The sequence below is a fragment of the Streptomyces changanensis genome (genome assembly GCF_024600715.1).
GTDB classification, from domain to species: domain Bacteria; phylum Actinomycetota; class Actinomycetes; order Streptomycetales; family Streptomycetaceae; genus Streptomyces; species Streptomyces changanensis.
The window spans coordinates 1,143,217-1,163,213 of sequence record NZ_CP102332.1 but is presented as its reverse complement, the minus strand read 5'-3'; the positions used below and the strand labels follow the sequence as shown (position 1 = coordinate 1,163,213).

13 protein-coding genes are annotated in these 19,997 nt (G+C 72.2%); 6 read left to right on the top strand and 7 right to left on the bottom strand.

Annotated features, from left to right (window positions below; genetic code table 11):
• Positions 1–61 precede the first annotated feature (61 nt).
• A complete protein-coding gene (gene mshC, locus NRO40_RS05075; protein WP_058941641.1) occupies positions 62–1,291 on the top strand; it encodes a cysteine--1-D-myo-inosityl 2-amino-2-deoxy-alpha-D-glucopyranoside ligase in 1,230 nt (409 codons plus the stop codon).
• 436 nt (positions 1,292–1,727) lie between these two features.
• Here mshC and NRO40_RS05070 read toward each other — a convergent pair whose 3' ends face one another.
• The 5 genes from NRO40_RS05070 to NRO40_RS05050 form a co-directional block, all read right to left on the bottom strand.
• Entirely contained in the window at positions 1,728–2,861 is a 1,134-nt protein-coding gene (locus NRO40_RS05070; RefSeq protein ID WP_079046967.1) for a PAC2 family protein, read from the bottom strand.
• 431 nt (positions 2,862–3,292) lie between these two features.
• Complete coding sequence (locus NRO40_RS05065) at positions 3,293–4,903, bottom strand: glycerol-3-phosphate dehydrogenase/oxidase (RefSeq protein ID WP_058941642.1); 1,611 nt, start codon at positions 4,901–4,903, stop codon at positions 3,293–3,295.
• A 6-nt stretch (positions 4,904–4,909) separates the two neighbouring features.
• Positions 4,910–6,436, bottom strand: coding sequence for a glycerol kinase GlpK (gene glpK / locus NRO40_RS05060; RefSeq protein WP_058941643.1), 1,527 nt, complete (start codon positions 6,434–6,436; stop codon positions 4,910–4,912).
• 32 nt (positions 6,437–6,468) lie between these two features.
• Complete coding sequence (locus tag NRO40_RS05055; protein ID WP_058941644.1) at positions 6,469–7,260, bottom strand: MIP/aquaporin family protein; 792 nt, start codon at positions 7,258–7,260, stop codon at positions 6,469–6,471.
• A gap of 475 nt (positions 7,261–7,735) precedes the next feature.
• Positions 7,736–8,500 carry an IclR family transcriptional regulator gene (locus NRO40_RS05050; RefSeq protein ID WP_058941645.1) on the bottom strand — a complete coding sequence of 255 codons (765 nt, stop codon included), beginning with the start codon at positions 8,498–8,500 and terminating at the stop codon, positions 7,736–7,738.
• A gap of 242 nt (positions 8,501–8,742) precedes the next feature.
• On the opposite strand from NRO40_RS05050, the gene metH reads away from it, so the two are divergent.
• From metH to NRO40_RS05030, 4 genes are all read left to right on the top strand, one after another.
• Positions 8,743–12,255, top strand: coding sequence for a methionine synthase (metH, locus tag NRO40_RS05045; protein WP_058941646.1), 3,513 nt, complete (start codon positions 8,743–8,745; stop codon positions 12,253–12,255).
• A gap of 149 nt (positions 12,256–12,404) precedes the next feature.
• Complete coding sequence (locus NRO40_RS05040; RefSeq protein WP_058941647.1) at positions 12,405–13,106, top strand: HAD family hydrolase; 702 nt, start codon at positions 12,405–12,407, stop codon at positions 13,104–13,106.
• Between the two features lie 477 nt (positions 13,107–13,583).
• A complete protein-coding gene (locus tag NRO40_RS05035) occupies positions 13,584–15,188 on the top strand; it encodes an ABC transporter substrate-binding protein (protein WP_058941648.1) in 1,605 nt (534 codons plus the stop codon).
• Between the two features lie 38 nt (positions 15,189–15,226).
• Positions 15,227–16,816: an ABC transporter substrate-binding protein gene (locus NRO40_RS05030; RefSeq protein ID WP_058941649.1), complete on the top strand. Its 1,590-nt coding sequence runs from the start codon at positions 15,227–15,229 to the stop codon at positions 16,814–16,816.
• Positions 16,817–17,003: 187 nt separating this feature from the next.
• Here the strand turns inward: NRO40_RS05030 and NRO40_RS05025 are convergent, their stop codons facing one another.
• Complete coding sequence (locus NRO40_RS05025) at positions 17,004–17,675, bottom strand: response regulator (protein WP_058941650.1); 672 nt, start codon at positions 17,673–17,675, stop codon at positions 17,004–17,006.
• Between the two features lie 9 nt (positions 17,676–17,684).
• Complete coding sequence (locus NRO40_RS05020) at positions 17,685–18,545, bottom strand: RecB family exonuclease (protein WP_232791019.1); 861 nt, start codon at positions 18,543–18,545, stop codon at positions 17,685–17,687.
• Positions 18,546–18,666: 121 nt separating this feature from the next.
• Here NRO40_RS05020 and NRO40_RS05015 point away from each other — a divergent pair, with 121 nt between their 5' ends.
• Positions 18,667–19,923: a site-2 protease family protein gene (locus NRO40_RS05015; protein ID WP_058941652.1), complete on the top strand. Its 1,257-nt coding sequence runs from the start codon at positions 18,667–18,669 to the stop codon at positions 19,921–19,923.
• Positions 19,924–19,997 lie beyond the last annotated feature (74 nt).

Genomic DNA, 19,997 nt, shown 5'->3' with positions numbered 1-19,997 from the left:
AACCGGTCATGGTCCTGCATCCGGTTCGTATCCGGAACACCCGTCCGGTTACGCTCAGGGCATGCATGCCTGGCCCGCTTCTGAGGTCCCCGCCCTGCCCGGCAAGGGCCGCGACCTCCGGATCCACGACACCGCGACCGGCGGACGAGTGACCCTCGACCCCGGCCCCGTCGCCCGCATCTACGTCTGCGGCATCACGCCGTACGACGCGACCCACATCGGTCACGCGGCGACCTACAACGCGTTCGACCTCGTTCAGCGCGTGTGGCTCGACACCAAGCGGCAGGTCCACTACGTGCAGAACGTGACCGATATCGACGACCCGCTCCTGGAGCGGGCCGCGCGCGACGGCGTCGACTGGACCGGTCTCGCCGAGCGGGAGACCTCCCTGTTCCGCGAGGACATGACGGCGCTGCGGATGCTGCCGCCGCAGCAGTACATCGGGGCCGTCGAGGCCATACCCGGCATCGTCCCGATCATCGAGCGGCTGCGCGACATGGGCGCCGCCTACGAGCTGGACGGCGACGTCTACTTCTCCGTCGAGTCCGACCGGCACTTCGGTGAGGTATCCCACTACGACGCCGAGCTCATGCGGGCCCTCTCCGCCGAACGCGGCGGCGACCCCGACCGTCCCGGCAAGAAGAACCCGATCGACCCGCTGCTGTGGCTGGCCGCCCGCGAGGGCGAGCCGAGCTGGGACGGCGGCTCCCTCGGCCGCGGCCGGCCCGGTTGGCACATCGAGTGCGTGGCCATCGCCCTCGACCACCTGGGCATGGGCTTCGACGTACAGGGCGGCGGCTCGGACCTGATCTTCCCGCACCACGAGATGGGCGCCTCCCACGCCCACGCGCTGACCGGGGAGTTCCCCTTCGCCAAGACGTACGTGCACGCCGGCATGGTCGCCCTGCACGGCCAGAAGATGTCGAAGTCCAAGGGCAACCTCGTCTTCGTCTCCGCGCTCCGCCGCGAGGGCGTCGACCCCGCCGCGATCCGCCTCACCCTGCTCGCGCACCACTACCGGGCCGACTGGGAGTGGACCGACCGGATCCTGCGGGACGCCGAGGAGCGTCTGGACCGCTGGCGCGCCGCCGTCTCCCGCCCGGACGGACCGTCCGCCGACCGGCTCGTGGAGGAGGTCCGCGACGCGCTCGCCGACGACCTGGACACGCCGGCCGCGCTCGCCGCGGTCGACCGCTGGGTCGAGCGCCAGCACGCCGAGGGCGGCACGGACGAGAGCGCGCCGGGCCTGGTCTCGCGCACCGTCGACGCGCTGATGGGCGTGGCCCTCTAGGGGGCGTCGTCGAAGAGCGTCCACACCTCGCCCCCACCGTGATGATCGCGGTGGGGGCGGGACTTTTCCCGGACGGGACCCCTCAGCCCCGGCTCCCGCAACCCTCGAACCGGTGGACGTCGACACGGCGGGGCCGTCGGGAACGCGTGCTGCCGGTCGGTGGGCACGCGGCGGACGAACTCGGCGGTCGTCCCGTCGAACCGCGGCCCCGGGAGTCGAGGGCGTCCTCCTCCACGAAGGGGGCCACCTGTCGGGGTCCGGGCCCTCGGCGGGCCGGGAGGTCCCGGTCGGCCCGCTCGGAGACGGCAGGCGGGGAAGCGCACGCGACCGACGTCGGCGCCGGACCTGCGGCGCGGTGGCGCAGCCGCCCGGTCGGCACGCGGGGCGGTACCGCCGTACGGCACCGCCCCGTCGCGAGCCGGGTCCTACTCGGGGCCTACTCCGCGTCCCGCGGACCGTCCGCCGGTGGCGGGCCGTCGTCGGGGCCGCCGGGGCCCGCGGGCCCTTCGGCGTCGCGGCGGCCGTCGGCGGAGGTGCCCCGGGCGCTGTCCGCCGGACCGTCGGCGGAACCCTCCTGGGGGCCGTCCGCCGTCCCCTCGGTACCGCGCCGGGGCGGCTTCGGCGGGCGGGTGCGACCGCCGGAGGTGTCGCGCAGGTACGAGCCGTCGCCGCCGTCGGTGGCGTGCCCGGCGGCGCCGGGCAGCGCGCCGGGGCCACCGGGGCCCGGGCCGCCGTCCCGCCGCCGCAGGTACCGCTCGAACTCGCGGGCGATGGCCTCGCCGGACGCCTCCGGCAGCTCGGCCGTGTCCCGCGCCTCCTCCAGGGTCTGGACGTACTCGGCCACCTCGCTGTCCTCGGAGGCCAGTTGGTCGACGCCGAGCTGCCAGGCGCGGGCGTCCTCGGCCAGTTCGCCGAGCGGGATCCGCAGGTCGATGAGGTCTTCCAGCCGGTTGAGCAGCGCCAGGGTCGCCTTGGGGTTCGGCGGCTGGGACACGTAGTGCGGCACGGCCGCCCACAGGCTCACCGCCGGGACACCCGCGTGCGTGCACGCCTCCTGGAGGATGCCGACGATGCCCGTCGGGCCCTCGTACCGGGTCTCCTCCAGCTCCATCCGCCGCGCCAGGTCCGGGTCGGACGTCACACCGCTGACCGGTACCGGCCGCGTGTGCGGGGTGTCACCGAGCAGCGCGCCCAGGATCACGACCATCTCGACGCCCAGCTCGTGGGCGAAGCCCAGCAGCTCGTTGCAGAACGAGCGCCAGCGCATCGACGGCTCTATCCCGCGGACCAGGACCAGGTCACGGGGCTTGTCGCCGCCGACGCGGACCACGGACAGCCGGGTGGTGGGCCAGGTGATCCTGCGCACCCCGCCGTCCAGCCACACCGTGGGCCGGTTGACCTGGAAGTCGTAGTAGTCCTCGGCGTCCAGCGCCGCGAACACCTCGCCCTTCCACTCCCGTTCCAGGTGCGCGACCGCGGTGGAGGCGGCGTCGCCGGCGTCGTTCCAGCCCTCGAACGCGGCCACCATGACCGGGTCGATCAGCTCGGGAACCCCCTCGAGCTCGATCACCCAGGCCTCCTTCCGAAGTTCCGTGCGTACGGACCAACCTTACGGCGTGCGGGCCCTCCGCCCGCAGCCCCTTGTACACGTCCGGGTGCTGTATCGGCCTGCCACGGCGGGGCCGCATCAAACCTCGCGGCGGCCCCCGGACGCGCCGAAGCGCCAGGGGCGCGACCCCGGCCGGCCCCCGGCCGACCACCCGCCCGGCCCCCGCGACCTCCCTGCCGGCCCCCGGCCCGACCACCCGCCCGCCGAGCCCGGGCGGCCCCCGGCCCGGTCGCCGTCCGCGGAGCCCAAGGCGGCCTCGGGCGCGTGCCGTTCGCCGCCGGCGATCCGGTGCGCCGCGGTGGAGGCCGCCCTCCGGCCCGGCGCGCGGGAGGGCGGCTCCCGGGGGAGCCGCCCTCACACCTCACCGGCCCGGATCCGCCGGGCCCTCGCGGTCAGGCGCCGCGGCGGAGCATCTCCTCGACCCGGCCGCGGACGTCGTCCGTCGCCAGGCCCCGGATCGTCAGGGTCGTACGGCGGCGCAGCACGTCGTCCGCCGTCTCGGCCCACTCGTGGTCGCGGGCGTAGGCGACCTGCGCCCAGATCTCCGGCGCGTCCGGGTGTATGCGCTCGGCCAGCTCCGGGTCCTCGTTCGCCAGGCGCGCGATGTCGAAGGCGAGCGAGCCGTAGTGCGTGGCCAGGTGGCGGGCGGTGTCGGCGGCCATGCGCGGGCCGGGCGTCCCCCCGTCGACGAGCAGCCGGTGGGCGACCGCGTTGGGGTTGGCGATGCCGGGCAGCGGCAGCTTCTTCGGGAGGCTGGCGATCGGCTCCATGTCGTCGGCGAGCGGGCGGCCGGGCAGCGCGGCGAGCTTGTTCATCACCGTGCGGCCGATGTGGCGGAAGGTCGTCCACTTGCCGCCGGCGACCGACAGCATGCCGCCGCGGCCCTCGGTCACGACCGTCTCGCGCTTGGCCTTGGAGGTGTCCCCGGGCCCGCCCGGCAGGACGCGCAGCCCCGCGAACGCGTAGGTGATCAGGTCGCGGGACAGCTGCTGGTCGCGGATGGAGAAGGCGGCTTCGTCCAGGATCTGGGCGGTGTCCTTCTCGTTGACCGCGACGTCGGCCGGGTCGCCCTCGTACTCCTCGTCGGTGGTGCCGAGCAGGAGCATGTCCTCCCAGGGCAGGGCGAAGGTGATGCGGTACTTGTCGATCGGGGTGGCGAGCGCGGCCTTCCACGGCGACGTGCGCTTCAGGACGAGGTGCGCGCCCTTCGACAGGCGGATGGACGGCGCCGCGTTCGGGTTCTCCATCCGGCGCAGGTGGTCGACCCAGGGGCCGGTCGCGTTGAGCACGAGCCGGGCGTCGACGCCGAACTCGGTGCCGTCGAGCCGGTCCCTGAGCTCGGCGCCCGTGACGCGGCCCTGCGTGAACCGCAGCCCGGTGACCTCGGCGTGATTGAGGACCGTGGCGCCCGAATCGACGGCCGCGCGGACCGTCATGAGAGCCATCCTGGCGTCGTTCATCTGGTCGTCGCCGTACACGGCCACGGCCTTCAGGTTGTCGGTGCGCAGCTCCGGCACGTCCTGCGCGGCCTTGGCCGGGCTGAGCAGGTGGCCGACGCCGTCACCGAACGCGGAGAGGGCCGAGTACGCGAAGACGCCCGCGCCGAGCTTGGCGGCACCGTGCGGCCCGCCCTTGTAGACCGGCAGGTAGAAGGTGAGCGGGTTCGCCAGGTGCGGGGCGACCTGGCGGGAGACCGCACGGCGCTCGAAGTGGTTCTCCGCGACCAGCTTCACCGCGCCGGTCTGCAGGTAGCGCAGGCCGCCGTGGAGCAGCTTGGAGGAGGCGGAGGAGGTGGCGCCGGCGAAGTCGCCGGCGTCCACCAGGGCCACCCGCAGCCCGGACTGCGCGGCGTGCCAGGCCGTGGAGATGCCCAGGATGCCGCCGCCGATCACCAGGAGGTCGTAGGTGGCCTTGGAGAGCTGCTCCCGCGTCTCGGCACGGCTCGGCAGGGGACCGGCAGCCGGGTGCGTCCCGAGGGTGGGGACGCTCTGCAGGGTGGTCATGTCGATTTACTCCTCGTCCTCGATCCAGCCCATGGTCCGCTCGACGGCCTTGAGCCAGTTCTTGTACTCGCTGTCACGCTTGTCAGCGTCCATGCGGGGGGTCCACTCGGCGGCCCTGCGCCAGTTGGCGCGCAGCGCGTCGGTGTCGGGCCAGAAGCCGACGGCCAGGCCGGCGGCGTAGGCGGCGCCGAGGCAGGTCGTCTCGGCGACCATGGGGCGCACCACGGGGGCGTCCACGAAGTCCGAGAGCGTCTGCATCAGCAGGTTGTTGGAGGTCATGCCGCCGTCGACCTTGAGCGCGGCCAGCTCGACGCCGGAGTCCTTCGTCATGGCGTCGGTGATCTCGCGGGTCTGCCAGGCGGTGGCCTCGAGCACGGCGCGCGCGATGTGCGCCTTGGTGACGTACCGGGTGAGGCCGGCGATCACACCGCGGGCGTCGGAGCGCCAGTACGGGGCGAACAGGCCGGAGAAGGCGGGTACGAAGTACGCGCCGCCGTTGTCGTCGACCGAGGACGCGAGCGTCTCGATCTCGGCGGCGGAGTTGATCAGGCCCATCTGGTCGCGCATCCACTGCACCAGGGAGCCGGTGACGGCGATGGAGCCTTCCAGGGCGTACACCGGGGCCTGGTCGCCGATCTTGTAACCGACGGTGGTGATCAGGCCCGAGTACGAGTTGATGATCTTCTCGCCGGTGTTCAGCAGCAGGAAGGTGCCCGTGCCGTAGGTCGACTTGGCCTCGCCCTCGGAGAAGCAGGTCTGGCCGAACAGGGCCGCCTGCTGGTCGCCGAGCGCGGAGGCGACCGGGACGCCGTCCAGGACGCCGCCCTTGACGTGGCCGTACACCTCGGCGGAGGACCGGATCTCCGGCAGGACCGTCGTGGGGACGTCCATGGACTGGGCGATCTTGTCGTCCCACTCCATGGTGTGGAGGTTCATCAGCATGGTCCGGGAGGCGTTGGTGACGTCGGTGACGTGGCGACCGCCGTCGACACCGCCCGTGAGGTTCCAGATGACCCAGGAGTCCATGGTGCCGAACAGGATGTCGCCGGCTTCCGCGCGCTCGCGCAGGCCCTCGACGTTGTCGAGCATCCAGCGGATCTTCGGGCCGGCGAAGTACGACGCCAGCGGCAGGCCCGTCTCGCGGCGGAAGCGGTCCTGGCCGACGTTGCGGCCGAGCTCCCGGCAGAGGGCGTCGGTGCGGGTGTCCTGCCAGACGATGGCGTTGTGGACGGGCTCACCGGTGTTCTTGTCCCACAGCAGCGTGGTCTCGCGCTGGTTGGTGATGCCGATCGCCTTGACGTCGGCGGAGGTGATGCCGGCCTTCTCGATCGCGCCGGCGACGACCTCCTGGACGTTGGTCCAGATCTCGGTCGCGTCGTGCTCCACCCAGCCGGGCTTGGGGAAGATCTGCTCGTGCTCCTTCTGGTCGACGGAGACGATGCGCCCGTCGCGGTCGAAGACGATGCAGCGGCTGGAGGTGGTGCCCTGGTCGATGGCCGCGATGAACGGGCCGGCGGTGTGTGCGTCGGTCACGGTTGCTCCCGTAGGTGAGTGAGAAGGACGGCTCAGGCGAACGCGATGTTGTAGATACCCGCGGCGAGGGCTCCGCCGATCAGCGGGCCGACGACGGGGATCCAGGCGTAGCCCCAGTCGGAGCCGCCCTTGTTCGGCAGCGGGAGCAGGGCGTGCACGATGCGCGGTCCGAGGTCACGGGCCGGGTTGATGGCGTAACCGGTCGGGCCGCCGAGCGACAGGCCGATGGAGACCACGACGAGCGAGACCATCAGACCGCCGAGCACGCCCAGGCCCTTGCCGCTGTCGTTGAGGCCCTGTGTGAGGACCGCGAGGACGAGCACCACGGTGCCGAGGACCTCGGTGGCCACGTTCTGCCAGACGTTGCGGATCTCGGGGCCGGTGGAGAAGACACCGAGTACGGGGCCGGCCTTGGCGACGGACTCGTCGTGCGGGCCCTCGACGGCCTTGTCGGCCGGGTCGCCCACGATCGCCCGGTCCGTGAGGTGCGCGTGGAACTGCCCGTAGTAGGCGACCCACACCAGCGCCGCGCCGATCATGGCGCCGAGGAGCTGGCCCGCGAAGTAGACCGGGACGTTGTTCCAGTCCCCGTCCTTGATCGCGATGCCGACCGTGACGGCGGGGTTGAGATGGGCGCCGGAGAGCGAGCCCGTCATGTAGACGGCGGTCAGGACCGCGAAGCCCCACCCGAAGGTGATGGCCGGCCAGCCGGCGTTCTGCGCCTTGGAGCGCTTCAGCGTGACGGCGGCGCACACGCCACCGCCGAGCAGGATGAGTACGGCGGTACCAATGATCTCGCCGATGAAGATGTCGGAGCTGGACACCCGCGACTCCTTTGTCCTTCGTCCAGGGGAAGGCGAACCCCGGGTCCCTCCGGTGGTCCGCGCCCTCGGGTGAGGGCGGTGCCGGCCTCCTGGCGTTGTCACACTCTAGCGCGTCATTCCGGTAGGTGTTCGACAATGCCGACCGATGGACGGCAGTTTTGCCCCCGGGTGAATTCCCCGTCAAGAGTTCGCACCCGAGAGACCCGATCGTTACCGCAGGCCGGGGCGCGCGGCACGGACGCGGCCGGGGTGCGGGGGGCGTGGCGGGCGGACCGGCCCGTGACGGCCGACCGCCGCGGGAGCCCGTAGGAGGGGCCCGGGAGGGCGCCCGCGGCGGCCCGGGTCGGCTCGGGGTGGTCTGGAGGTGCGTAGGGGAGGTCCGCCCGCCCGGCCGCGTGCGTACGGCGGGCCCCGGCCTGCGCCCGTACGGCCGGGCCGGGCGCGCGTCCCCAGGGAGGCGGGACGGCCCGCCGGGTCAGAAGCGGCCGGCGCCCAGGTCGCGCGAGACGGCGCGGGCGCACTCGCGCACCGCCGCCACCAGTTCCGACCGCAGCTCGCCGGCGGCGCACACGCGCTCCACGGCCCCGGTGATCGCCACCGCCCCGACGGGCATCCGCCGCCGGTCGTGGATGGGCGCCGCGACCGAGGCGACGCCCTCCCAGGTCTCCTCCACGTCCGCGGCCCAGCCGCGCGCCCGCGTCAGGTCCAGGAGCTCCTCGAAGTCCTCCAGGCCCGTGACCGTCCGGGGGGTGAACGCCTTGCGCTCCACCTCCATCGCCTCGCTGTGGGCGACGGGGTCGTACGCGGACAGGACCTTGCCGAGCGCTGTGGAGTGCAGCGGCTGCATGGCGCCGACCTCCAGCACCTGCCGGCTGTCGTCGGGGCGGAAGACGTGGTGGATGACGAGCACCCCGTGCTGGTGGAGCACGCCCAGGTGCACGCTCTCCCCGCTGGAGCGGGCCAGGTCGTCCGTCCAGACCAGCGCCCGGGCCCGCAGCTCGTGCACGTCGAGGTAGCTGTTGCCGAGCCGCAGCAGCTCGGCGCCGAGCTGGTACCGACCCGACGCCGCGTCCTGCTCCACGAAGCCCTCCGACTGGAGGGTGCGCAGGATGCCGTGGGCCGTGCCCTTCGCCAGGCCGAGCGACGAGGCGATGTCGGAGAGACCCAGCCGGCGCTCCCCGCCCGCGAGCAGACGCAGCATCGCCGCCGCCCGCTCCAGCGACTGGATGTTCTTCGCCATCCCCGGCCTGCTCCTTCTCTCCATGGTTCGACAATGCTGAACACTATCGGTCGTTGCCGACCTGCGGCCACATCCTGAGACGTCTCCCCGCCCCAACCGGCCGGACCTCGACCCCGCCAAGCATGCCGTCCGCCACGTGGGACGCCGTGTCCGCCCCGGGGGAGGGGCGGTTACGCTGACGACGTGCGCCTCCCCGACGGGGGCGCAAAGCCGACAGCCGTCGCACTCCAGGGAGCACCTCCATGGCCTCGTTGCCGACCCCGTCCCCCTCGTCCGCCGCCGGTGACCGCGCGGCCGCGCTCCGCGAGGCGCTCGCCACCCGCGTGGTCGTCGCCGACGGAGCCATGGGCACGATGCTCCAGGCGCAGGAGCCCACCCTCGACGACTTCGAGAACCTCGAGGGCTGCAACGAGATCCTCAACCTCACCCGGCCCGACATCGTCCGTTCGGTGCACGACGCCTACTTCGCCGTCGGCGTCGACTGCGTCGAGACGAACACCTTCGGCGCCAACCACTCCGCGCTCGGCGAGTACGACATCGCCCACCGCGTGTACGAGCTGTCCGAGGCCGGCGCCCGCATCGCCCGCGAGGTCGCCGACGAGTACACCGCCGCGGGTGGGGGCCAGCGCTGGGTCCTCGGCTCCATGGGCCCGGGCACCAAGCTGCCCACCCTGGGCCACGCCCCGTACACGCTCCTGCGCGACGCCTACCAGAGGAACGCCGAGGGCCTGGTCGCCGGCGGTTCCGACGCCCTGCTCGTGGAGACCACCCAGGACCTCCTCCAGACCAAGGCCGCCGTCCTCGGTGCCCGCCGCGCCCTGGAGGCGCTCGGCGCCGACGTGCCGCTCATCGTCTCCGTCACCGTCGAGACCACCGGCACCATGCTGCTCGGCTCGGAGATCGGCGCCGCGCTCACCGCGCTGGAGCCGCTCGGCATCGACATGATCGGCCTGAACTGCGCCACCGGCCCCGCCGAGATGAGCGAGCACCTGCGCTACCTCGCCCGCCACTCCCGCGTCCCCCTCTCCTGCATGCCCAACGCCGGGCTGCCCGTCCTCGGCAAGGACGGCGCCCACTACCCCCTCACCGCGCCGGAGCTGGCCGACGCCCAGGAGGGCTTCGTCCGCGAGTACGGGCTGTCGCTCGTCGGCGGCTGCTGCGGCACCACCCCCGAGCACCTGCGCCAGGTCGTCGAACGCGTGCGCGACATCACGCCCGCGCCCCGTGACCCGCGCCCCGAGCCCGGCGCTGCCTCCCTCTACCAGACCGTGCCGTTCCGCCAGGACACCTCCTACCTCGCCATCGGTGAGCGGACCAACGCCAACGGCTCCAAGAAGTTCCGCGAGGCCATGCTGGAGGGCCGCTGGGACGACTGCGTCGAGATGGCCCGGGACCAGATCCGCGAGGGCGCCCACATGCTCGACCTGTGCGTCGACTACGTGGGCCGCGACGGCGTCGCCGACATGGAGGAGCTGGCCGGCCGCTTCGCCACCGCCTCCACCCTCCCCGTCGTCCTGGACTCCACCGAGGTGGACGTCCTGCGCGCCGGCCTGGAGAAGCTCGGCGGCCGCGCCGTCATCAACTCCGTCAACTACGAGGACGGCGACGGGCCCGAGTCCCGCTTCGCCCAGGTCACCGCCCTCGCCCGGGAGCACGGCGCCGCGCTCATCGCCCTCACCATCGACGAGGAGGGGCAGGCCCGCACGGTCGAGAAGAAGGTCGAGATCGCCGAGCGGCTCATCGCCGACCTCACCGGCAACTGGGGCATCCACGAGGAGGACATCCTCGTCGACTGCCTCACCTTCACCATCTGCACCGGCCAGGAGGAGTCCCGCAAGGACGGCGTCGCCACCATCGAGGCGATCCGGGAGCTCAAGCGCCGCCGCCCCGCCGTGCAGACCACCCTCGGCCTGTCCAACATCTCCTTCGGCCTCAACCCGGCCGCCCGCATCCTGCTCAACTCCGTCTTCCTCGACGAGTGCGTGAAGGCCGGCCTCGACTCGGCGATCGTGCACGCCAGCAAGATCCTGCCGATCGCCCGCTTCTCCGAGGAGGAGGTCCGCACCGCCCTGGACCTCGTGTACGACCGCCGCGCCGAGGGCTACGACCCGCTCCAGAAGCTCATGCAGCTGTTCGAGGGGGCCACCGCGAAGTCCCTCAAGGCCGGCAGGGCCGAGGAGCTGGCCGCCCTCCCGCTGGACGAACGCCTCAAGCGCCGCATCATCGACGGCGAGAAGAACGGCCTGGAGGCCGACCTCGACGAGGCCCTGACGACCCGCAAGGCCCTCGACATCGTCAACGACACCCTTCTGGACGGCATGAAGGTCGTCGGCGAGCTGTTCGGCTCCGGCCAGATGCAGCTGCCCTTCGTCCTCCAGTCGGCCGAGGTGATGAAGACGGCCGTCGCCTACCTCGAACCGCACATGGAGAAGACGGACGACGACGGCAAGGGCACCATCGTGCTGGCCACCGTCCGGGGCGACGTCCACGACATCGGCAAGAACCTCGTCGACATCATCCTGTCGAACAACGGCTACAACGTCGTCAACCTCGGCATCAAGCAGCCCGTCTCCGCCATCCTCGAAGCGGCCGAGGAGCACCGCGCGGACGTCATCGGGATGTCCGGTCTCCTGGTCAAGTCGACCGTGATCATGAAGGAGAACCTGGAGGAGCTCAACCAGCGCGAGCTCGCCGCCAAGTACCCCGTGATCCTCGGTGGCGCCGCCCTCACCCGCGCCTACGTCGAGCAGGACCTCCACGAGATCTACCAGGGCGAGGTCCGCTACGCGCGGGACGCCTTCGAGGGCCTGCGCCTGATGGACGCCCTCATCGCCGTCAAGCGCGGCGTCCCCGGCGCCGCGCTCCCCGAGCTCCGGCAGCGCCGCGTGCGCCCCGCGGTCACCGTCGAGGAGCGCGAGCCCGAGCCCGGCGTGCGCTCCGACGTCGCCACCGACAACCCGGTCCCCGAGCCGCCCTTCCGGGGCACCCGCGTGATCAAGGGCATCCAGCTGAAGGAGTACGCCGGCTGGCTCGACGAGGGCGCGCTCTTCAAGGGCCAGTGGGGCCTGAAGCAGAACCGCACCGGCGAGGGCCCCTCGTACGAGGAGCTGATGGAGACCGAGGGCAGGCCCCGGCTGCGCGGCTGGCTCGACCAGCTCCACACGCGCAACCTCCTGGAGGCGGCCGTGGTGTACGGCTACTTCCCCTGCGTCTCCAAGGGGGACGACCTGATCGTCCTCGACGAGGCGGGCAACGAGCGCACCCGCTTCACCTTCCCGCGCCAGCGCCGCGGCCGCCGCCTGTGCCTCGCCGACTTCTTCCGGCCGGAGGAGTCCGGCGAGACCGACGTCGTCGGCTTCCAGGTCGTCACCGTCGGCTCCCGCATCGGCGAGGCCACCGCCGAGCTGTTCGCCGCCGACGCCTACCGCGACTACCTGGAGCTGCACGGGCTGTCCGTCCAGCTCGCCGAGGCCCTCGCCGAGTACTGGCACGGCCGGGTCCGCGCGGAGCTCGGCTTCGGCGGCGAGGACCCGGCGGACGTGGAGGACATGTTCGCGCTCAAGTACCGCGGTGCCCGGTTCTCCCTCGGTTACGGCGCCTGCCCCGACCTGGAGGACCGCGCCAAGATCGCCGACCTGCTGCGGCCCGAGCGGATCGGCGTCCACCTCTCCGAGGAGTTCCAGCTGCACCCCGAGCAGTCGACGGACGCCATCGTCCTGCACCACCCGGAGGCGAAGTACTTCAACGCCCGCTGATCCGCCAGGAGCGCGCCGCAGCGTGACGGCGGCGCGCCGGGGCGTCACGACGTACACTGGTCGGTCCAGTGCAGGCCGGTCGCATTTCCACCACCGGGGGTTCCCGGCGGGGAGGCGGCCGGCCTTCTCGTCCCCTTGGAGGTGTGCCGATGACCAGCACGGTCCCCGCGTCCCTGACCCGAACGGCCGACGGCGCCGCCCTGCAGGCGGTCTTCCTGGACATGGACGGCACGCTCGTCGACACCGAGGGCTTCTGGTGGGACGTGGAGGTCGGTGTCTTCGCCGACCTCGGCCACGAGCTGGACGAGTCCTGGCGCGACATCGTCGTCGGCGGCCCCATGTCCCGCAGCGCCGGGTACCTCATCGAGGCCACCGGCGCCGACATCACCCTCCCGGAGCTCACCACGCTCCTCAACGACCGCTTCGAGGAACGCATCGACGGCGGCGTCCCCCTCATGCCGGGCGCCGCGCGGCTGCTGGCCGAGCTCACCGAGCACGCCGTCCCCACCGCCCTGGTCTCCGCCTCCCACCGCCGCATCATCGACCGGGTGCTGCGCACCCTCGGCGCCGAGCACTTCACCCTGACCGTCGCCGGCGACGAGGTGCCCCGGACCAAGCCGCACCCGGACCCGTACCTGCTGGCCGCCCGGCGGGTGGGCGCGGACCCGGCGAGATGCGCCGTCATCGAGGACACCTCCACCGGCGTCGCCGCCGCCGAGGCCGCGGGCTGCCGCGTCGTCGCCGTCCCGTCGCTGGCCCCGATCGCCCCCGCCGACGGGCGCGTCGTCGTCGGCTCCCTCGAAGAAGTCGACCTCCGCTTCCTGCGCGCACTGATCACCGGACGGCACTGACCCGCCCACCGAGCGTGGCTCACCGAATATCGGAAAAACTCTCGGCGTCGGAGCGTGCATTTTCCGTAACGGGGTGGAAAAGCGCCCAACGTGACCTTGGTCACCCAGCGTGCCGCCGTCCCGGTGCCCGCAACGCCGCGCATGCCCGGATCGGGCCGCTTCGAACGTGCCCATGTGTCCGCATTCATGAGTGCCTGTACGAAACATTCCAGCGTTTTCCCGCCCCTCGTATTCGGCTCGAAGATCGAATTCTGATGACGCCTCAACTCCGGCCGGGTCGGGCATTACAGGCGATGCCACTAATCTTTGCGCCGAGCCCTTCGCCGCACCCACCCCGTGCCGCGGCCGCCACCACGCAGCCGTGACCACGGGGTCGATCGTGCGCACACCCGGCCCGATCGCCCCGCCCCACAGGGCGCCCGCGGCAGGGGCTCCGCACCGCATCACCCCCGTGCCGGACCAGGAGTACGTCCCTTCATGAACCGCAAGACCTTGGTGCTGCCGGCCGTCGTCGGCCTGCTGGCCTCCCCCCTCCTCACCGCCTGCGGGAGCGAGACGGCCGGCAACGGCGGAGGCAACGCCATCGTCGTCGGCACCACCGACCAGTTCACCGCCACCGAGGACGCCCCGGCACCCTTCGACCCGGCCTACGCGTACGACACCGGTGTCTGGAACGTGCTCCGCCAGACCGTCCAGACGCTCATGCACATGCCGCGCGGCGGCGGGCGCCCGGTCCCCGAGGCCGCGTCCCAGTGCCAGTTCACCGACAACGCCAGCGAGAGCTACCGCTGCACCCTGCGCGAGGACCTGACCTTCGCCGACGGCGAGCCCGTCACCGCGCAGGACGTGAAGTTCTCCATCGAGCGCGTCCTGGCCATCAAGTCCGACAACGGCGCCGCGGGCCTCCTGTCCAACATCGACACCATCGAGACCAAGGGCTACCGCGAGGTCGTCTTCCACCTGAAGACGCCCGACGCCACCTTCCCGTACAAGCTCTCCACCCCCGTCGCCGGCATCGTTCCCAGCGACAAGTACGAGGCCGGCGCCCTCCGCGAGGGCTTCCAGGTCGACGGCTCCGGGCCGTACACGATGAAGCCCGAGGTCCGCGACGGCCGCCTCGTCGACGTCGTCTTCACCAGGAACCCGCGCTACAAGGGCGACATCAAGCTCCGCAACGACAGCGTCGAGCTGCGCCCCTTCGAGGACGCGGAGGCCATGGGCCGGGCCCTGCGCGCCGGCGACATCGACATGATGGCCCGCACCCTCGAACCCGAGCAGATCAAGAAGCTCGACGAGGAGCCGGAGGAGGGCGTCAAGCTCACCGAGGTGCCCGGCCTGGAGATCCGCTACCTCGCCTTCAACACCCAGGCCCCCGCCGTCAAGGACAAGGCCGTCCGCCAGGCCATGGCCGCCCTCGTCGACCGCAGCCGGATCGCGCAGACCGTCTACGGCCCCACGGCCACGCCGCTCTACTCGCTCATCCCGTCGTCGATCGCCGGCCACTCCAACTCGTTCTTCAACAAGTACGGCGAGCCCAGCCGCGCCAAGGCCGCCGGCCTCCTGCGCGAGGCGGACATCGACACCCCGGTCAAGCTGACCCTGCACTACACCAGCGACCACTACGGGACCGCCACCGCCAAGGAGTTCGCCACCCTGCGCGACCAGCTCAACGCCAGCGGGCTCTTCGACGTGACCGTCGAGGGCGTAGAGTGGTCCACCTTCCGGCCCGCCCAGAAGCGCGGCGACTACGCGGTCTACGGACTCGGCTGGTTCCCCGACTTCCCGGACCCGGACAACTACGTCGCGCCGTTCCTCGACGCCGACAACTTCCTCAACACCCCCTACATCAGCACCGAGGCGCGGGAACGGCTCATCCCCGCCTCCCGCCGCGAAGCGGACCGCGCCGCCGCCGCACCCGCCTTCCAGCGCCTCCAGGACATCGTCGCCGACGACGTCCCGGTCCTCCCGCTCTGGCAGGGCAAGCAGTACGTCGCCTCCCGCGACACCCTCACCGGCGTCGAATGGGCCCTCAACACCTCCTCGGACCTCCAGCTCTGGGAGCTCGGCCGAGGAACCGCCTGACCCCTGCTGTACCGAAGAGATCCAGAGGCAAGGTTCCAGTGAAGGCACACAACAAGTGGCTGACGGCCCCGCTCGCCGCGGGGCTGGCCGCCGCCACGCTCAGCGGCTGCGGCACCGACAAGGACGCCGGTTCCGGTGACGGCGCCGGGTCGATCGTCGTCGGCATGTCCGAGGAGGTCCTGGCGACCGACCCGGCCACCGGCTACGACCCCGGCTCCTGGCTGCTGTTCAACAACGTCTTCCAGTCCCTGCTCAGCTTCCCCAAGGGCGCCACCACGCCCCAGCCGGAGGCCGCCGAGAGCTGCGAGTTCGAGAAGGGCGCCAGCATGGTCTACCGCTGCACCCTGCGCGAGGGCCTGAAGTTCAGCAACGGCAACCCGCTCACCGCCGAGGACGTCAAGTTCTCCTTCGAGCGCGTCCTGAAGATCGGCGACGAGAACGGCCCCGGTCCGCTGCTCTCCACGCTCGACAAGATCGAGACGCCCGACGACCGGACGGTCGTCTTCACGCTGAAGGTGCCCGACGCCACCTTCCCCAGCAAGATCGCTTCCGGTGCCGGCTCCATCGTCGACCACCGGGAGTACCCGGCCGACTCCCTGCGCACGGACGGCAAGGCCGTGGGCTCCGGCCCCTACCGGCTGGACTCCTTCGGCGACACGGAGGCCGCCTTCTCGGTCAACCCGGAGTACAAGGGCACCGCCAAGGTCAAGAACGACGGCGTCAAGCTGAAGTTCTACAAGGGCGACCGCAAGGCCCTCGCCGACGGCCTGATCAAGGGCGACGTCGACGTCGCCTACCGCGGCCTCGCCGCCGCCGACATCAAGGCCCTCAACGGCTCCCCGACGGCCGGCCAGAAGGGCATCCAGGTCATCGAGGGCTCCAGCGCCGAGGTCCAGCACCTGGTCTTCAACATGCAGGACCCGATCGCCGGCAAGCTCGGCGTCCGCAAGGCCATCGCCCACCTCGTCGACCGCGACGCCCTGGTGCAGAACGTGTACGAGTCGACGGCGACGCCGCTCTACTCGATCGTCCCCGCCGGCATCCTCGGCCACAACACCGCCTTCTTCGACCGCTACGGCGACCGCCCGCAGCCCGAGAAGGCGAAGGCGGCGCTGAAGGAGGAGGGCATCAAGGGCAAGGTCAAGATCACCCTGTACTCCACGCCCAGCCGCTACGGCCCGGGCACGGACGAGCAGCTGAAGGCCATCGCGCAGCAGCTCAACGACAGCGGGCTGTTCGAGGCCGAGATGAAGTCCGTCGAGTACGACCAGTACGAGAAGGACATCAAGGCCGGCAAGTACGGCGTCTACATCAAGGGCTGGGTCCCGGACTACCCGGACCCGGACAACTTCACCCAGCCGTTCTTCGGCGAGGGCAACGTCCTCGACAACCACTACGAGAACAACAAGATCACCGGCAAGATCATCCCGGACACCGCCGCGGCCGCCGACCGCAGCGCCGCCCAGGACGACTTCGGCCGGCTGCAGAACCTCGTCGCCGACGACGTCCCGCTCCTCCCGCTGTGGCAGGCCAAGCAGTACGCCGTCGCGCACAACACCATCACCGGCCTGGAGTGGACCCTCGACGCGTCCACCGTCTTCCGCTTCTGGGAGATCAAGAAGGGCTGACCCCGCCCGCCGCGGCCCCGCCCGCAACGCGCCGCTGCCCCCGTGGAGCATCCCCGGGGGCAGCGGCGCGCCCGCGGTCCGTCCCGCGCACGGCGTGCGGCGCACACCCGCCGCGCCGTCGGACCCGCGCGGCGGTCGTACCCCGCGCGGCGATCGGCCGGACCACCTGCGCGGCGGTCGGCCGGCCCTACTGCGCGCCCGGCCGCACCAGGCCGCTCTCGTACGCGTACACCGCCGCCTGCACCCGGTCGCGCAGGCCCAGCTTCGTCAGCACGTGGCCCACGTGGGTCTTCACCGTCGTCTCCGACACGAACAGGTCCGCCGCGATCTCCGCGTTCGACAGGCCGCGCGCGACCAGCTTCAACACCTCGACCTCGCGGTCGGTGAGGGTGTTCAGGGCGTCCGGCACCGGCTCGTCGCCCGACGGCAGGTGGTCGGCGTACTTGTCCAGCAGCCGCCGCGTGATGCTCGGCGCCAGCATCGCCTCACCGGCCGCCACCACCCGGATCGCCTGGACGAGCTCGTTCGCCGGGGCGTCCTTGAGCAGGAACCCGCTCGCCCCCGCGCGCAGCGCCTCCACCACGTACTCGTCGAGGTCGAACGTCGTCAGCACGAGCACCTTCGCCGGCCCGTCCCGCCCCGGCCCGGTGACCTGGCGGGTGGCCTCCACCCCGTCCATCCGCGGCATGCGGATGTCCATCAGCACCACGTCCGGTTGGAGCGCGCGCACCTGGTCGAGCGCCTGGAGGCCGTCACCGGCCTCACCCACGACCGCGATGTCCTGCTCGGCCTCCAGGATCATCCGGAAGCCGGTGCGCAGCAGCGGCTGGTCGTCGACCAATAGGACGCGGATGGCCACGGGTACTCCTCACGGGATAGCTGGTCCCGGCCCATTCTGCCCCGAGCGGGGCGGCGGGACGGGCAGGGGGTAGACCGGGGGAGTCCCGCCGAACTCGGGGCAGAACGCCTGGTGGTCGCACCACCCGCACAGCTTGGTCCGCCGCGGCCGCCAGTCGCCCGTCTCCGTCGCCGTGCGGATCGCGTCCCACAGGGCCAGCAGCTTGCGCTCCACCCGCCGCAGATCGGCCATCACCGGGTCGTACGTCACCACGTCGCCGCTGCCGAGGTACACCAGCTGGAGGCGGCGGGGGACCACCCCCTTCAGCCGCCACACCACCAGCGCGTAGAAGGTCATCTGGAACAGCGCGCCCTCGCCGTACTCCGGCCGGGGGGCCTTGCCCGTCTTGTAGTCGACGATCCGCACCTCGCCGGAGGGGGCCACGTCGATCCGGTCGATCACCCCGCGCAGCCGCAGCCCCGACTCCAGCTCCGTCTCCACCATGAGCTCCCGCTCCGCCGGCTCCAGCCGCGTCGGGTCCTCCAGCGTGAACCACCGCTCGACCAGCTCCTCCGCCTCCCCGAGCCAGCGCGCCAGCCGCTCGCCGTCGGCGTCGTCCTCGAACAGCGTGCCCAGCTCCGGCCGCGACTCCAGCAGCCGGTCCCACTGCCCCGGCACCATCGCGCGGGCCCGCGGAGCCGTCCGCTCCACCGCCGGGTCGTCGAAGAGCCGCTCCAGCACCGCGTGCACCAGCGTGCCCCGCGTCGCCGCCGGGCTCGGCTTCTCCGGCAGCCTGTCGATCACCCGGAACCGGTACAGCAGCGGGCACTGCATGAAGTCACCGGCACGGGAGGGCGAGAGCGAGGCGGGCGGCTGGGGAGCGGAGGTCATGACGAAGACCCTACGGCCCGCCACGGACATCCGGCGGCATACCATCGACGGCAGACCACCACACACTGCATGATCGAGAGAGAAGCACCCGCAGCGCACCCTCCACCCCCGAAGGGAACCCGTGAACCAGGACGACGAGAGCGGCGACGGCACGCGCCCCCGGTCCGACACGGCCCGCACCCCCCGCCGCCCCGCCGGGCGACGGCGCGGCGACGAGCCGGGCGGCGGCCTGCTCATGGGCCGGGTCTTCGGGGTCCCCGTCTACGTGGCTCCGAGCTGGTTCCTCGTCGCGGCGCTGATCACCTGGGTCTTCGGCGGACAGCTGGACCGCGTCCTGCCGGAGCTGGGGAACGTCCGGTACCTCGTCTCGCTCTTCTTCGCCGTCGCCTTCTACGGTTCGGTGCTCGTCCACGAGCTGGCCCACACGGTCGCCGCCCTCCGCTTCAAGCTGCCGGTCCGCCGCATCCAGCTCCAGTTCTTCGGCGGCGTCTCGGAGATCGAGAAGGAGACCGAGACCCCGGGCCGGGAGTTCGTCCTCGCCTTCGTCGGGCCCCTCCTCTCCCTGGTCCTCGCCGGCGTCTTCTACGCCGGGATGTCGGCCGTCGAGCCCGGTACGGTGCCCGGCGTCCTCCTCGCCGGACTGATGATCTCCAACCTGCTCGTCGCCGCCTTCAACCTCCTGCCGGGCCTCCCGCTCGACGGCGGGCGCATGCTCCGCGCGGTCGTCTGGAAGATCACGGGCCGCCCCATGAGCGGGACGGTCGCCGCCGCCTGGGCCGGCCGGGCCCTCGCGGTGGCCGTCCTCATCGGCCTCCCCCTGCTCACCCACACAGGCGCCCTGGGCAACGCCGCGGACGAGCTCAGCGGCATGGACACCGTCATGGACGCCCTGCTCGCCGCGATCCTCGCCGCGATCATCTGGACCGGCGCGGGCAACAGCCTGCGCATGGCCCGCCTGCGCGAACGCCTCCCCGACCTGCGGACCCGGGCGCTGACCCGGCGCGCCGTCCCCGTCAGCTCCGACACCCCCCTCAGCGAGGCCCTGCGCCGGGCCAACGACGCCGGCGCCCGCGCCCTCGTCATCGTCGACGGCCAGGGCGAGCCGACCGCCCTCGTCCGGGAGGCCGCCATAGTCGGCGTCCCGCAGCACCGGCGGCCGTGGGTCGCCGTGAGCGGACTGGCGCAGGACCTCACCGACGGCATGCGGGTCCCCGCCGACCTCTCCGGCGAGGCGCTGCTCGAACGTCTCCGCGAGACGCCCGCCACGGAGTACCTCGTCGTCGAGGACACCGGCGAGGTGTACGGGGTGCTCTCCACCGCCGACGTCGAGCGCGCCTTCGTCCAGGCCATGGCCCGCCCGGGCAGCGGGCCCCGCTAGGGGGCCCGGCGGGCCCGATCGGGCCTGCCGGCGGCCGGCGCCACTCTCCGGACGGGACCCGGGGGCGTCTCGAC